14 protein-coding genes and 1 pseudogene are annotated in these 14400 nt (G+C 60.3%); 8 read left to right on the top strand and 7 right to left on the bottom strand.

All coding sequences use genetic code 11. The annotated features are described in order from the left end of the window. The first annotated feature begins 21 nt into the window (after nt 1-21). The 6 genes from PGR6_RS30230 to ycaC all read left to right on the top strand — a co-directional run bounded on the left by PGR6_RS30230 (nt 22) and on the right by ycaC (nt 6384). Nucleotides 22-1791 carry a hypothetical protein gene (locus tag PGR6_RS30230; RefSeq protein WP_177343095.1) on the top strand — a complete coding sequence of 590 codons (1770 nt, stop codon included), beginning with the start codon at nt 22-24 and terminating at the stop codon, nt 1789-1791. A 364-nt stretch (nt 1792-2155) separates the two neighbouring features. Then, a complete protein-coding gene (locus PGR6_RS17900) occupies nt 2156-2524 on the top strand; it encodes a DUF6124 family protein (protein WP_064618761.1) in 369 nt (122 codons plus the stop codon). Between the two features lie 246 nt (nt 2525-2770). After that, nucleotides 2771-3187 (top strand): DoxX family protein, encoded by a 417-nt coding sequence (locus PGR6_RS17895; protein WP_064618759.1) that lies wholly within the window; start codon nt 2771-2773, stop codon nt 3185-3187. Beyond that, on the top strand, nt 3180-3806 hold the full coding sequence (locus tag PGR6_RS17890; RefSeq protein ID WP_018925556.1) for an antibiotic biosynthesis monooxygenase: 627 nt from the start codon (nt 3180-3182) through the stop codon (nt 3804-3806). The genes PGR6_RS17895 and PGR6_RS17890 overlap by 8 nt, the downstream gene beginning before the upstream one ends. Nucleotides 3807-3851: 45 nt before the next feature. Then, on the top strand, nt 3852-5690 hold the full coding sequence (locus PGR6_RS17885; protein WP_018925557.1) for an amidohydrolase: 1839 nt from the start codon (nt 3852-3854) through the stop codon (nt 5688-5690). A gap of 67 nt (nt 5691-5757) precedes the next feature. Then, nucleotides 5758-6384, top strand: coding sequence for an isochorismate family cysteine hydrolase YcaC (gene ycaC / locus PGR6_RS17880; RefSeq protein ID WP_028941293.1), 627 nt, complete (start codon nt 5758-5760; stop codon nt 6382-6384). A 65-nt stretch (nt 6385-6449) separates the two neighbouring features. Here the strand turns inward: ycaC and PGR6_RS17875 are convergent, their stop codons facing one another. Continuing rightward, nucleotides 6450-7877: a mechanosensitive ion channel family protein gene (locus tag PGR6_RS17875; RefSeq protein ID WP_064618757.1), complete on the bottom strand. Its 1428-nt coding sequence runs from the start codon at nt 7875-7877 to the stop codon at nt 6450-6452. A gap of 63 nt (nt 7878-7940) precedes the next feature. After that, nucleotides 7941-8957 carry an alpha/beta hydrolase gene (locus PGR6_RS17870; RefSeq protein ID WP_064618754.1) on the bottom strand — a complete coding sequence of 339 codons (1017 nt, stop codon included), beginning with the start codon at nt 8955-8957 and terminating at the stop codon, nt 7941-7943. Nucleotides 8958-9117: 160 nt separating this feature from the next. Between PGR6_RS17870 and PGR6_RS17865 the strand changes: the two genes are divergently transcribed. Next, nucleotides 9118-9999 (top strand): LysR family transcriptional regulator, encoded by an 882-nt coding sequence (locus PGR6_RS17865; RefSeq protein ID WP_064618753.1) that lies wholly within the window; start codon nt 9118-9120, stop codon nt 9997-9999. Between the two features lie 114 nt (nt 10000-10113). Continuing rightward, nucleotides 10114-10926: a class I SAM-dependent methyltransferase gene (locus PGR6_RS17860; RefSeq protein ID WP_064618751.1), complete on the top strand. Its 813-nt coding sequence runs from the start codon at nt 10114-10116 to the stop codon at nt 10924-10926. 14 nt (nt 10927-10940) lie between these two features. On the opposite strand, the gene PGR6_RS17855 is transcribed toward PGR6_RS17860, so the two are convergent. The 5 genes and pseudogenes from PGR6_RS17855 to PGR6_RS17835 form a co-directional block, all read right to left on the bottom strand. Beyond that, nucleotides 10941-11249: an addiction module antidote protein gene (locus PGR6_RS17855; RefSeq protein WP_018925563.1), complete on the bottom strand. Its 309-nt coding sequence runs from the start codon at nt 11247-11249 to the stop codon at nt 10941-10943. Between the two features lie 2 nt (nt 11250-11251). Next, nucleotides 11252-11502 (bottom strand): annotated as a pseudogene (locus PGR6_RS30600) (type II toxin-antitoxin system RelE/ParE family toxin). Nucleotides 11503-11645: 143 nt separating this feature from the next. After that, nucleotides 11646-12335, bottom strand: a complete 690-nt coding sequence (locus PGR6_RS17845) for a hypothetical protein (protein WP_064618749.1) — start codon at nt 12333-12335, stop codon at nt 11646-11648. A gap of 56 nt (nt 12336-12391) precedes the next feature. Continuing rightward, nucleotides 12392-13204, bottom strand: a complete 813-nt coding sequence (locus tag PGR6_RS17840; RefSeq protein ID WP_064618747.1) for a ChbG/HpnK family deacetylase — start codon at nt 13202-13204, stop codon at nt 12392-12394. Continuing rightward, nucleotides 13176-14399 carry a GNAT family N-acetyltransferase gene (locus PGR6_RS17835; protein ID WP_082920922.1) on the bottom strand — a complete coding sequence of 408 codons (1224 nt, stop codon included), beginning with the start codon at nt 14397-14399 and terminating at the stop codon, nt 13176-13178. The genes PGR6_RS17840 and PGR6_RS17835 overlap by 29 nt, the downstream gene beginning before the upstream one ends. Nucleotide 14400: the final 1 nt, after the last annotated feature.

The raw sequence follows: 14400 nt of genomic DNA, 5'->3' as shown, positions 1-14400 counted from the left end.
ATCATGCACAGGGACAGAACAATGAACATCGCTACCGCCACAGTGAACGCCGGCAGCCCACCGCCTCCTGTCATCCAGGAAAGCGCCAATCAGTCCCTCCTCAATCCGGTGGACGTGAGGAATACCCTCATGATCGAGGTGACCGATCCGACGTTGCAGCCCACCGACCAGGTGAGTGTGGCCTGGACAGGTGCACCGGGCTCCGGAGCAAACGGCTCTCTCACTACGGCTTTCATCAACGCCGGTAACACTCGGCCGCTGGTGATTCGAATCCCGGTTTCGCTAGTACTCTTCAATCTGAGCCAGACGGTGACGGTGACTTACACCATCATTCGCGGCACCGCTGCACCCGTGACTTCAGAGCCACAGGTCGTGTACGTGCTGCCTCTGGCGCAACGCGATTTGCCTCGTCCCTTCATCACTCAGGCAGAACAGTCCGGGGAAGGTCCGATACTGGACATCAATGGCCTGACCGACATTACCCTGCGTATCAACGCGTGGCCCTTGAGCGCTCGGGGTCAATTCCTTTGGTTGTGGCTTGAGGGCAAGAACGCCGACGGCAGCGATTTCCGTATGAGGTACTGGAGTGCGCCGAGCAATGTCATCACTGACGAATTCATCCGTTTCGGTTTTTACGAGCGAAGCCACTCCGCCAATGCCTTGCAAGGGCTCAAGGACCGCAGCGTACTGACCCTGAAGTTGATGGTGGGGCTGCAAGGGAGCCCGGATGAGTCCCTTGCCCAGCCGTTTGCCCATCGAAACTATATCGTCCTGACAAACGCAGCGACCCCGCCCGCGATCTTGTCGGTCACCGGTCCCGACGGCCAGGACATCGCCGATGGCGCAGACACCCCCCACACTAGCGTTACGTTAAGCGGCAGTGCCGGGGCTGGCGATGAAGTGGAAATTTTTGATGGGCCAACCCCCCAAGGCACGGTCATAGCTGTTGGTAGCGCCTGGACGTATAAGGTGGCTGTATTGACGGGCGGCTTGCACGTTTTCACGGTTAAGCTGGCGGATGGCAGTGGAGGGGCGTCCAGCCCATGGACTATCAACGTTGTGCTGCAAAACCTGGAGCTGACGATTGCAGAGGCGCCTGATAACGGCAATCTGGATCCTATTGCGGCATTGACGAGGCTGACGGCTGTCCTGGATTACAACATGCAGGCCGATGACAGGATCAGGGTCATCTGGACTGCTGCACCAGGAACACCCGCTGCGGGCTCACACACCACCAATACCGTTCAGGCCGGCACTACCATCCGACCCAGGATAATCCAGCTGCCCGTTTCGCTGTTGGCTTTCAGCTTGGGCAAACGGGTGACGGTGAGCTTCGAATATGATCGCGGAACAGCACTCCCGGTGGTTTCACGGCCGCTTGTCCTGAACATCGGGACTATTCCGGCAAACTGGTTCGTCCCTCCGGTAATCACCCAGGCGAACGGTACGATGGTGCTGAATCTGGCCAATGTGCAAGCCGGGGCAACGCTCCTGTTTGGCGGTTGGCCGCTTATTGCCTCCGGTCAGCCGATCTGGCTGGATTTTGAGGGCCAGAACGCCAGTGGGGGCAGCCACAATCTCACCATGTGGACGGGCCCCAACTTCGCAGTCCATCGAAGTTGGGTGTTGAACGGCCGCTACAGCGTTACCGTTTTGTACAGTTATTTGAAGGATCTGGCGGAAGGCAGCCTGTTGTCCATTCACTTCAGGGTCAATTTGGATCAGGTCCCGAATCCGGCGACGGCGGTGGTCTTCGCCGCACGTCAGTACACCATTCGGGCCATTCCTTGAAGAAGGGCTGGCGGGAGGTGTGTTTAACGGCGTTTATCGTTACTTGATGAAAGCTACAGATCCTTGCGCCGTTGCCTACGACTGCGCCAGAATCCGCCGGCTTGTGCGCTTTGGGCCTGGTCTTTATCGTTTCCGTATCGCTGCCAATCAGCGATCGGGTTTAGCGACTCGGACTATCAAAGTGCATCAGTGCTCCAGACTTTATTGCCGACTTTTGACGTCTGCATAACGTTATGGTGGCTGTATGCGGGAGACTCTCGGGTCTACCGGGTGCCTTTGACCGGTTCGCTAACCTGCATACAGTCGCCACTCTTACTTGTTTAGCGACAGGTTCTGGTGGTGCTATTTCCAAAGGAGATTCACCATGTTCAAAGCCACACCTAATCCGCCAGCAACCGATGACGTTTCCCCCTACGATCCCCTCGATCCCAAAAAACTCAACGAAGCCGCCGAACGCGCCCTCGATCACTACCTCAAACCGTCTGACACCAAGTCCCCACGCAAACCGAGCACGATTTACACCGTCGCCCCGGACATCAACATCGAAGAGCTGCTGACCAATGCCTGCGAGTCCTTTGCCTCGGCCAAGGTGATCGCCAGTGACTGCGCCGGATTTCTGGAGGGGCCGCAGCGCAATACGATACTGGGCGTCGCGCAGCTCATCATGTTCGGCGAGTTGGCGGTGAGTCGGGCGCTGGACAGTCTGGAGCTGAAGGCCAACCCGGTCCTATGACCTGAGGTCAAACGCTGACCCCTGTGGCGAGGGTGCTTGCTCCCGCTCGGCTGCGCAGCAGTCGTAAACCCTGTACATGCGGTCTACCTGATGCAATTGGGTCGAATGGTTTTGGGGCTGCTTCGCAGCCCAGCGGGAGCAAGCTCCCTCGCCACAATTCCCGCGGTACAAAGAGAGCACGTACATTCAATTTTTCCCTACCCCTTGGCGGCACTATTCAATCCAATGATTGAACAGGGGTGAGTCATGAACGCTTCGCAAAGGGATGAACAGGCGCGGGATGTCGGGCTGCTGTTTCTGCGGGTCAGCGGTGGTCTGTTTCTGCTGTGGGTTCACGGCTTGCCCAAGCTGCTGGACTTCAGTGCGCAACTGCAACTGATCGAAGACCCGTTCCACCTCGGTGCCCACCTCACCCTCAGCCTGGCGATTTTCGCCGAAGTGCTGTGCCCGCTGCTGATTGTCGCTGGTGTTCTGGCGCGTCTGGCGTGCTTGCCTATTCTGTTTGTGCTGCTGGTGGCGCTGCTGGTCGTGCACCCGCAATGGAGTGTGGCCGAAGGGCAGTTCGGCTGGCTGTTGTTGATCATCTTCACCTCTGTGTTTATCGCCGGGCCTGGACGGCTGGCGCTCAATGTTCGTTTGCCCGGAGTGCTCCGTTATGTCTGAAGCCCAAACTCAAAAAGCGCCGGGGTCCGATGAGATCGTGACGCTGATCGTCAAGCACCGGGTCAAGGCCGGTTTCGAAGCAGCCTATGAAGCCTGGCTGCGCAACATCGTCAGCGTAGCGGGGCGCACGGAAGGGCATCTGGGCGTGGACGTGATCCGCGGCAAGAACGCTGGCCTGGACATGTTCACCTGCGTGCTGCGCTTTTGCTCCACCGAGGCCATGCAGCACTGGCTCGATTCGCCGCAACGTCAGTCGTTGATCGATGAAGCCGCGCCGATGCTGGCCGACGGCGACCAGACCGAGGTCAACCCGGTCAACGAATTCTGGTTCGCGCCGCTGGCCGATGCTGCTTCGCCGCCACCGCGCTGGAAGCAGGCCGTGGTGTCGTTGCTGGTGATTCTGCCGCACACCTTGCTGGTGCCGTTGCTCTGGGGGCCGCTGCTCAAACTCAACGCTTTTCTCTCCAACTACCTGGTCGCCACGTTCCTGATCACCCTGACCATCGTGGTGTCGGTGGTGTACGTGTGCATGCCGGCCGCGACTCGCTTGTTTGCGCCGTGGCTGACGGCCAGTCAGCCACGGGAGCACCTCGAATCCAACGCAAATTCGCCGCGCTGAGCCGGCGCTTTTTTGCTTCATTTCACTGATGACGAAGGAACTGCGATGAACGCCGATCTGATTCTGTTCAATGGTCAATTTCATACCGTAGACCGCGAAAAGCCCCTCGCCAGCGCCGTGGCGATCAAGGGCGGCCGCTTCGTCGCGGTCGGCACCGACGCCGAAGCCATGGCCCTGCGCGGCTCGGGCACCCAGGTGATCGACCTCAAGGGTCGCTGTGTCATCCCTGGCCTCAACGACTCGCACCTGCACCTGATCCGTGGCGGTTTGAACTACAACCTCGAACTGCGCTGGGAAGGCGTGCCGTCCCTGGCTGATGCGTTGCGCATGCTCAAGGAGCAAGCCGACCGCACACCAACGCCGCAATGGGTACGGGTAGTCGGTGGCTGGAACGAATTCCAGTTTGCCGAGAAGCGCATGCCGACCCTGGAAGAGCTCAACCAGGCGGCGCCGGACACCCCGGTGTTCGTGCTGCATTTGTACGACCGCGCCTTGCTCAACCGCGCTGCATTGCGGGTTGCCGGTTACACCCGCGACACGCCGAACCCGCCGGGTGGCGAAATCGTGCGTGATGCCAACGGCAATCCGACCGGCATGTTGGTCGCAAGGCCGAACGCGATGATCCTGTACTCGACCCTGGCCAAGGGGCCGAAGCTGCCGCTGGAATATCAGGTCAACTCGACCCGCCAGTTCATGCGTGAGCTCAACCGCCTCGGTCTGACCAGCGCGATCGATGCCGGCGGTGGTTTCCAGAATTACCCGGACGATTACCAGGTGATCGAGCAGTTGGCGAAAGATGACCAACTGACCGTGCGTATCGCCTACAACCTGTTTACCCAGAAGCCGAAAGAAGAGCTGACCGATTTCCAGAACTGGACTGGCAGCGTCAAGTTGCACCAGGGCGACGACTACCTGCGGCACAACGGCGCCGGCGAGATGCTGGTGTTCTCGGCGGCGGACTTCGAGGACTTCCTCGAACCGCGTCCGGACCTGCCGCAGACCATGGAGCAGGAGCTGGAGCCGGTGGTTCGCCACCTGGTGGAACAGCGCTGGCCGTTCCGTTTGCACGCCACTTACAACGAATCGATCAGCCGCATGCTCGACGTGTTCGAGAAGGTCAACCGCGACATTCCGTTCAACGGCCTGCCATGGTTCTTCGACCACGCTGAAACCATCACCCCACAGAACATCGAGCGGGTAAGGGCGCTGGGCGGTGGCATTGCGATCCAGGACCGCATGGCGTTCCAGGGTGAATATTTTGTCGACCGCTACGGCAAGCAGGCCGCCGAATCTACGCCACCGATCAAGCGCATGCTGGCCGAGGGTGTACCGGTCGGCGCCGGCACCGATGCCACGCGAGTGTCCAGCTACAATCCGTGGACCTCGCTGTACTGGATGGTCAGCGGCCGTACCGTCGGTGGTCTGGCGCTGTATGAGGAAGGTTTGCCGCGCACCACTGCACTGGAACTGTTCACCCACGGCAGCGCCTGGTTCTCGTCGGAACAAGGCAAGAAAGGCCAGATCAAGGTCGGGCAACTGGCGGACCTGGTAGCACTGAGCGCGGACTTCTTCAGCGTCGAGGAAGAAGCGATCAAGTGGATCGAGTCGGTATTGACCGTGGTCGGCGGCAAGGTGGTGTACGCCGCCGGCGACTTCGAAAAACTCGGGCCTGTCAGCCTGCCGGTGCTGCCGGACTGGTCGCCGGTGGCGAAGGTTCCGGGACACTGGCGGCCGAACGCGCCGATGCAGGCGCAGGTGCACCAGTGCAGCGGCCCGTGCGCCGTGCATACCCACAGCCATGAGAAGGCCCGTATGTCGAACGTGCCGGTGAGTGACTTCGCCGGCTTCTGGGGCGCCTTCGGCTGTTCCTGCTTCGCGTTCTGAGTCTTGCAACAAAAGCGTCGGCCATGTGTGGTCGACGCTTCACTCACCACCCTCCGAGGAGTTTCACATGAGCAACGTTCCTTACAAACGTCTGAACAAAGATGACGCCGTTGTGCTGCTGGTCGATCACCAGACCGGCCTGATCTCTCTGGTGCAGGATTTCTCGCCCAACGAATTCAAGAACAACGTGCTGGCCCTGGGCGACATCGCCAAATTCTTCAACCTGCCGACCATCCTCACCACCAGTTTCGACGCAGGCCCGAACGGCCCGATCGTGCCTGAACTGCGCGAGCAATTCCCGGACGCGCCGTTCATTCAGCGTCCAGGCCAGATCAACGCCTGGGACAACGAAGACTTCGTCAAAGCCATCAAGGCCACCGGTCGCAAGCAACTGATCATCGCCGGCGTGGTGACTGACGTCTGCGTGGCGTTCCCGACCCTGTCGGCCATTGCCGAAGGCTTTGAAGTATTCGTGGTTACCGACTCTTCCGGTACCTTCAACACCACCGTGCAACAAGCGGCGTGGGCACGCATGTCGGCGGCGGGTGCACACCTGCTGAACTGGTTCGCAGTGGCCTGCGAGCTGCAAGGCGACTGGCGCAACGACATGGAAGGCCTGGCCAACCTGTTGTCCCAGCGTCTGCCGAACTACCGCAACCTGATCAACAGCTACACCAAGTTCACCGCCAAGTAAGGCGTTGAAGAAAAATGCCCGCGATGTGCGGGCATTTTTTTTGTGCTGCTCGAATGTCCTCTGCATCAGCGCTTCTGCAACCATCCCAGAAACCCACCTTTCCTGATCGGCACCGGTTTGGCCATCAACGCCTGCCGACTGTTCTGCTGGCGCACCGCCTGCAACTTGTTCAATGCCCGGCCCACTTCGCTGCGCTGTTCCATGCACTGTCGGGTCAGGTTCTTGTCGAGACGGTAGATGATCGAAGATGTCAGTGCGGTGAACGTCGCCTGTGACGGCGTATCGGCCAGGATGCTCTGTTCGCCCATGACTTCGCTTGGCCCCATGCGACCGGCCTCGGTGAAACCATTGCCGTCCGGCACGCTGGCGCTGACGACGCCAGTGGCGATCACGAACAGGCTGTCCGGCACTTCAGCCAGATCCAGCACCACCTCGCCAGCGGCGTATTGTTGCGCGACCATCGATTCGGCGAGGCGGTCGCGTTCCTCATGGCTCAGCGAGCGGAAAATCTTCACTTCATCGAGCAGTGCGCGGGCGCGGGTCGAGGGCTCGATCACGCCGTCGGGGTGTCGCGAGATGCCGGCCGCTTCCAGATGGCGATGGGCGAGGTCGAACAATTGATTGCGCACGTCGCTCTTTTTGCCCAGCTCGGCGATGAACCCGCTGGCCACGTATTCGGACATCTCTTCGCCAGCCTCTTTGAGCACCGCTTTTGGCGCGGGCGAGAGCAACAGACTGCTGCTGCCTTGCAGCGTGCGGTCGAGGGCGTCGAGCACCCGGCGTGGGCGGATGTGGTTCGCCACCTTGATGCTGATCGACACCCCGTGCAGGTTGTTCGGGCGGCTGAGGTTGACGATCTTGGCCTTGGCCGCCACCGAGTTCGGCACCACGGCCATCGTGCCGGCGCTGCTCAACAGGTGCGTGGCGCGCCAGTTAATGTCCAGCACTTTGCCTTCGACGCCATCGATCACCACAAAGTCGTCCACCTGATAGGGTTTGGTGGTGTTGAGCACAATGCCGGAGAACACGTCGGCCAACGTACTTTGCAGCGCCAGACCGACCACGATGGCGAACACGCCGGAAGTCGCCAGCAGACCCTTGACCGGCAGATCCAGCACATAACCGGCGGCCGCGACGATAGAGGCCAGAAACACCAGCGCACCGATCACGTCCTGCAGCAAACGGCCGCTGTGACCTATGCGACGCATCAGCACCAGACCGAACACCTCGGTGAGCACTCGTGCGGCGTACAACCACCAGATAATCCCCAGCGCCGTTGCACCGAGTTGCGCCACCGGGTCATCGGCAACCAACGGTGTCTGCAACGGGCTGACGCCAGCGTTGATAATCAGCGCGCTGAACGCCAGAAACAGCACCAGCCGCACACCGACCTTTGGCGCGCGATGCTTGAACGGGACGAGGTGCCAGAGCAGGGCGTCGAGCACCAGCAGCAGGGCGCTCCAAGGCAACAGGTGGGCAGAGAAAAGGCTCATGGATTGCACTCCAGCGGGCACAAAAAAACTCGCCACACCCTGAGGTGTGGCGAGAGGTTGGGCTTAGTTCAGATGCGTCTTGAGCTCAGCCGCGGCCTGACGTACCGCCGCTTTGACTTCCGGAATCTGATTCAGCGGATTGAGCAGGCCAAAGTCATGAATCATCCCGTTGTAGCGCACCGAGGTCACCGGCACACCGGCCGCATCGAGGTGGCGGGCGTAACCTTCGCCTTCGTCACGCAGCACGTCGAATTCGGCGGTCTGCACCAGTGCCGCAGGCAGGCCCTTGAGTTGTTCGGCGCTGGCATTCAGCGGCGAGGCATGGATCTGCGCACGCTCGGCCGGGTTGGTGGTGTAGTTGTCCCAGAACCACTGCATCATGCCTTTGGTGAGGAAGTGCCCCTCGGCGAATTGCTGGTACGAGCCGTCGTCGAACTGCGCGTTGGTCACCGGCCACATCAACAGCTGGAAGCGCAGGGCAGGGGTTTTCTGTTCCTTGGCCATCAGCGCCACGACCGCCGCCATGTTGCCGCCGACGCTGTTGCCGGCCACCGCCAGTCGCTTGCCATCGACACCGATCTCTTTGCCATGCTCGGCCACCCATTTGGTCGCGGTGTAGGCCTGGTTGATGGCGGTCGGGTAGTGCGCTTCGGGCGACGGCGTGTAGTCGACGTATACCGCGACTGCGCCGGAGCCCACCACCAGGTCACGGATCAGGCGTTGGTGAGTCGGGAAGTCGCCCAATACCCAGCCGCCACCGTGGAAGAACATGAACACCGGCAACTCGCCCTTGACCTTGGCCGGACGCACCACTTTCAGGTTGATGGTCTGGCCGTTGACCTTGATCGCCTTGTCGCTGACTTCAACACCCGACAGATCTACCTTCACCGAAGCCTGGGCACCGGTCAGCACCGCGCGGGCGTCTTTCGGGCTCAGTTGTTCCAGCGGTTTGCCACCGCCGGCGGCGAGGGCATCGAGGAAGGCCTGGGTGTTGTGTTCGACACCGGGGCTGCCGGCGGCGAATGCGTTGCCGATGGACAGGGCGAGGACGGAAGTGGCGAGGGTTTTCTTGATGTTCATGTGCAAATCCTTTTTAAATCGTTTGAGTTTTTATGCCTTGGGATCGGGCTGCTGTGGCGCTGGGGTTCAGGCCTCAGCAACACCGTGAGCACAGATTAATAAGATGTCTGAAAGCGAAAAAGCGGCTATAAAGCGATTAACTGTCAACCAGAGAGTGACAATGAACCCGTTCGAAGACATGCGTATTTTTTGCCAGGTCATGGACTCCGGCAGCTTCACGGCGGCGGCCGATCAGTTGGGCCTGTCCAAGCAGTTCGTCAGCCGTCGGCTGATGCAACTCGAAGAGCGCCTCGGTGTGCGCCTGCTCAATCGCTCCACCCGACGGCTGGACGTCACCCCGCTGGGGCAGAGTTATTACGAATCGGCCCTGCGCCTGCTCAGTGAAGTCGAGCAAGTGGAGCAGGGCATCGCCGGCCAGACCATCGAGCCTCGCGGGACCATTCGCCTGAGTGCACCGTTGTCGTTTGCCGTGGCGCATTTGGGCTGTTTGCTGCCAGTATTTTTGCAGCGTTATCGCGACGTCACCGTCGAGGTCGACCTGAGTGATCGGCCGGTGGACTTGCTCGGTGAGGGATACGATTTGGCCTTGCGCATCGGCGTGCTGGAAGACTCGACACTGATCGCCCGGCGCATCGCCGTCATCGAGCGGGTGTACTGCGCCAGCCCGGCGTATCTGGCCGAACGTGGCACGCCGCTTGAACCCGAGGAGTTGCACAGCCACGATTGCCTGCCGTACGGCCATGGCCGCCAGGTGCAATGGCGGTTCGAAGGGCGGGGCAAACCGCTGACCGTCAATGTCACCGGGCGGATGCGGGTCAACAACGGTGAACTGCTCAAGGACGCGGCCATCGCCGGCATGGGCATCACGTACTTGCCGACCTTCATCGTCGATTCGGCCCTGGAGGACGGCCGGCTGGTGCCAGTACTGGATGATTTCCGCCCCGAGCCGCTGACCTTATCGGCGGTCTACCCGCAGCACCGTCAGGCCTCGCGACCGGTGCAGGCGTTGATCGAGTTCTTGCGTGAGCGGTTGAACCAATAGGAGGGTGCACGCCATCGTTGATTACAAGATCGCAACAAACCCCTGATGTGGTTTTTCCTGACGCTGATCTAGACTCGTGCCGGTCAATCAATGGCCCGGAATCTGGAGCGTGCAATGGAAATGCCGACAAAAGAAAAAGCCATCGCCAGCAATCGCGATGCATGGAATGACTCCGCCCAACACCACAAAGACACCCCCGAATGGCGGGCCCGTTTGAGTGCGGTGAGCCATGGCGATTTTTCCTGCCTGGATGACACCCTCACCGGGTTGCTCCAACAGGTCGGTGTCGACGGCAAGGATGTGGTGCAACTGGGCTGTAACAATGGCCGGGAAAGCCTTTCACTGTTTGCGCTGGGGGCCCGCAGCGTAGTGGGCGTCGACCAGTCCGGGGCCTTTCTCGATCAGGCCCGGGAGCTGGCATCCCGTTCGCCTCATCAGCCCGAATTCATCGAGGCTGATATCCATCACCTGCCGACAGAGCTGCACCAACGCTTCGACGTGGCGCTGATCACCATCGGCGTATTGAACTGGATGCCGGACATCGGCGAGTTCATGCGCCATGCCGCGCAAACCCTCAAGCCCGGCGGCAGCCTGGTGATTTACGAAACCCACCCGTTCCTGGAAATGTTCGACCCCGAGTCAGCCGATCCCTATCGCCCGGACAGCTCGTATTTCCGCAGCGAGCCTTTCGTCCAGGACCAACCGATCGTCTACGAAGGCAAAGTCGAACAGCAGGCCTCGGCGTCCTACTGGTTCGTCCACACCCTGGGCGCGATCTTCACCGGTGCCGTCGAAGCGGGGTTGCAGATATGCCATTTCAAGGAGTACCCGCATTCCAATCGCGAAGAACTCTACGACAAGTATCAGCAGCAAAAGGCGCAGTTGCCGTTGTGTTACACGTTGGTGGCGGTGAAGCGAGCGACGTAGTGCCTGGGGTATTTTCAGAGCGTTGAGTGATTTGCCGCGTGCCCTGGTTGCGCGCAGAGATCAATGCCCAAGGCATGAATGACCTTTAGAACCGTATCAAAACGTGGTTTCGCCCCGGGTGCGAAGGCCTTGTACAGGCTTTCGCGCCCCATTCCGGAATCTTTGGCAATTTGTGTCATGCCGCGAGCCTTTACCACGTAGCCGATAGCACGAAGAAACTCTTCGTTGTCGCCGTCTGCCAATACCTGAGAGAGGTATTCGCTGATGGCTTCGTCACTGTCGAGCAGTGCCGCCATGTCGAAAGCAGTCAAAGTCTGGCCCATGTTCAAACCTCCCTTGCCAATTTTTTCGCCCGTCGGATATCAGTGTTTTGCGAGGACTTGTCACCACCGGCCAGCAATACGATGACTACGCCATTTCGCAAAGTGAAGTAGACCCGATAGCCAGCGCCAACGTCCACGCGCATTTCGGAGACACCATCACCCACCGATTTGATATCGCCAAGATTACCCGCAAGTCGCGAATTGAGGCATGCCATGCCACGAAGATTGTGGTTTGTTGAATAAGATAATTCATTGCTCGACTGTATCCATATGAATACAGACGAGCAGTCAGGTCATTCTCTGCTCCAGCGTGTACTTTTCCCTAAACTGCGTAGGCAACATGACGCCTTCGCGGGCAAGCTCGCACACGGAAATATGATCAAATGTGGAAGCCAATCACGCCTGCGCCGCCGTCACCGGCTGCTGTTCCGGTTTGCGCAGTGCCGTCAGCCGTGAGCCGGTGTAGTAGGTTTCGCGGAAGAAGCGCCAGCGGCCGAACAGGTCGTAGACGTGGGTGATGCGCCCTTGCTCCTGGTAGTCCATGCGGATGTGCATTTTCATCGCCTGGATGTTGCGGGTATCGCAGACGTCGACGATCTTGTTGCACCCTTTGGCCCGCATCGCATCCCAGAGTTTGAACTGGGCGTCCATCGACAGGCTGGTGCCGAAGTATTGAGGGATCATTTCACCGCCGAACTCGAAAAACTCACCAGGGTTGATCCGGAACCAGCAGCCGTAATAGTGCCGGTCGAAGTAGTCCCTGGCGCTGCCCCAGATGAATCCGATGGCATCACCTTCCTCGTTCACGTACATGTGTCCGGTGTGACCCTCGGCGGCGATTTCGGCCATGGCCTTGACGCGATTGCCGTAGTACTTGGTGAACGCGGTGGCGTTTTCCGGGGTGATGATCACCAGGCGCAGGCCCGAATAGGGCCGTAGATTTTGCGGCGCCACCGGGGTCACCAGGTCGCGCCCCAGCCACAGCAGCTCCCTATGGAAATACACGTAGCGCTTCCAGAGCGACTGGAGCGTGTGGAGCAGGCCTTTTTGTTTGATGCGTTCGCGAATCTTGTCGATGGCGCTCATGAAGTCCTCCGAGGCTGAAGCCTGGGTGTGGTGGGTAACGTTTTCGATGGCGAAAATCAGGATTTCAACGGGTGCAGTTCGGTCGGGTAGTGCGGCTCCTCTTTGGATGCCCTCGGCACCACGGCATAGGACACTCTCGGAACACCCCCGAGACGCTGATCCAGCACAAGGCTCAGCGACTCGCCCGGGTCTAGGTAGGCATCGCCAAAATCGGCGCCGATATGGATCGGATGGACGACGATTTCCAGCAGGCCGTCGATTGGCATTGCTACGGTGCGCAGGTCTACCGGGGTGCATACGTTCTGGGCGGTCGCTCCGGACAGGCTGTTCAGGCGATGGTTGAGCAACGTCTTGAACACCCGCTTGGGCACGCTCAGGTTACTTCCCAGATCGCGCGCCAGTCGCACGGGCACCCCTTGGCGGGCGGCAAACCGCGCGACGATTTCACCAATGGGCCAGATGTTGTGCACGTGCTGATGGGAATCGAGGTGGCTGGGGTGCAGGCCGTTGTCCAGGCAGCGTTGCCATTGGGCTTCGAGTTCCTCCAGCACCGCGTCGCGATCCAGGCGGTTGAGCCAGAGGCTGTGGCGAGGCAGGCTGAGGTCGAACTCACCCTGGCTGTCGCAAAATGTCGAGCGCGAGCGAATCGACAGGCTCAACGGCCGGCCATACGTGAGGTTGAAGTGCAGCCCGATCCGCCCCTTGAGCATTGGTTGCCGGGCCAGGACGCAGGCCGCTTCGAAGGCCGGCATGTTGGCCATGGCGGTTGCGGAGCTGATGACCCCGGCGTGGAAGGCACCCAGTATCACCGCATTTTCGCTCGGGCTGAGGCCGAAATCGTCAGCGTTGACTATGACTTGGCGAGGCATGGCTGCCCTCTCTTTCTTGTTCGGTGGGTGCAGCGTCTTTGGCGACAATAGGTGCCTGTATAGGTGTAAGCGTAGGAGCAACCAGCGTTGCTGCACGCCTGGCCTGCCACTTTTTTAACCCGGGTTTGATGCGGTGCCAGAGTCGCAGGGCCAGTCCCAGGGCGAGGCCGCTGGGGCGCCAGGAGTAGAAGCTCCAGCGCCAGTGCTCCAGTTGCCCGGTCATGCGTTCCAGGAGTTGATGGCTGGAGTTTTCCAGGCTGATCCGCGAGGCGTCGATCCAGCGCCAGTTGTCATCCAGACCCCAGCGGATCCACTCTTCGAGCAGCACCCGACCGCTGCCCAGGTCTGCATATTGCGGCAGGAACGCCAGGTTGTAGTCGTACAGCCGACCCCGTTCCAGCAAGCCGATGCGGTAGCTGATGCAGCGCCCGTCCAGTTCCAGCACCACCACCCGCACCAGTCCCAGTTCGGCGAGGGCGGTGAAAGCTTGCTCGATCCATTGCCGGTAGCGGTCATTGGTGAAAATCCCAACACCTTGAAGGCCTTTCCAGCTCAGCGCTTCGACTTTGCCGAGGGTCCGCAACAGTGGCCTGATGGTGGCGGCGTCGGGGGTTATCCGTCGGATCTCGGCACCGCAAGCCGCGATGCGTTTACGTGCACGGCGAAGTTTGTAGCGGGGGTCGCCGGACACTTCCTGATGGTCGGCCTCGCTGATCAGGTGCACCGGCACCCGACAACTGAGGCGGCGCTCGCCGGTCGAGCTGTGGGCCATCCAGGTGGTCAGCGCACTTTCTTCGCCGATGGGTTCGCACAATTCATTGAGTTGCAGCATCGCATGGGGCACGCGACGGCGGATGATCACCAGCGCCTTGCGCATGCTCTCGGCATCGAGGCAACTGAGCAGGGCCAGGCGATCGGTGAGGGGGTAGCCGAGGTGATGCAGGACTCGAAACGGTAGCCCGCCAAAGCGCTCCACGGACACCACCAACGGCAGGCACAAGGCCAATTCATCGCCGTGCCAGCCGAGCAGAACGTGCAAGCGCTCCCCGGCAACCAGTGCCTGTTCCGATGCGCGCAGCCAGGCGAGGGTGTTGAACGGTGTATGGTCCGTCACGCGCCAGCGCAACCCCTCATAGGCGGCTGTTGGAAAGTCCGGAGCGCACAACGACGTGCGCCATTCGAATCGAGCCATCATA

The organism is Pseudomonas sp. GR 6-02 (assembly GCF_001655615.1).
Classification (GTDB): Bacteria; Pseudomonadota; Gammaproteobacteria; order Pseudomonadales; family Pseudomonadaceae; genus Aquipseudomonas.
Note: the sequence above shows the minus strand (reverse complement) of the source record. Positions and strands in the feature narration are given on the sequence as shown.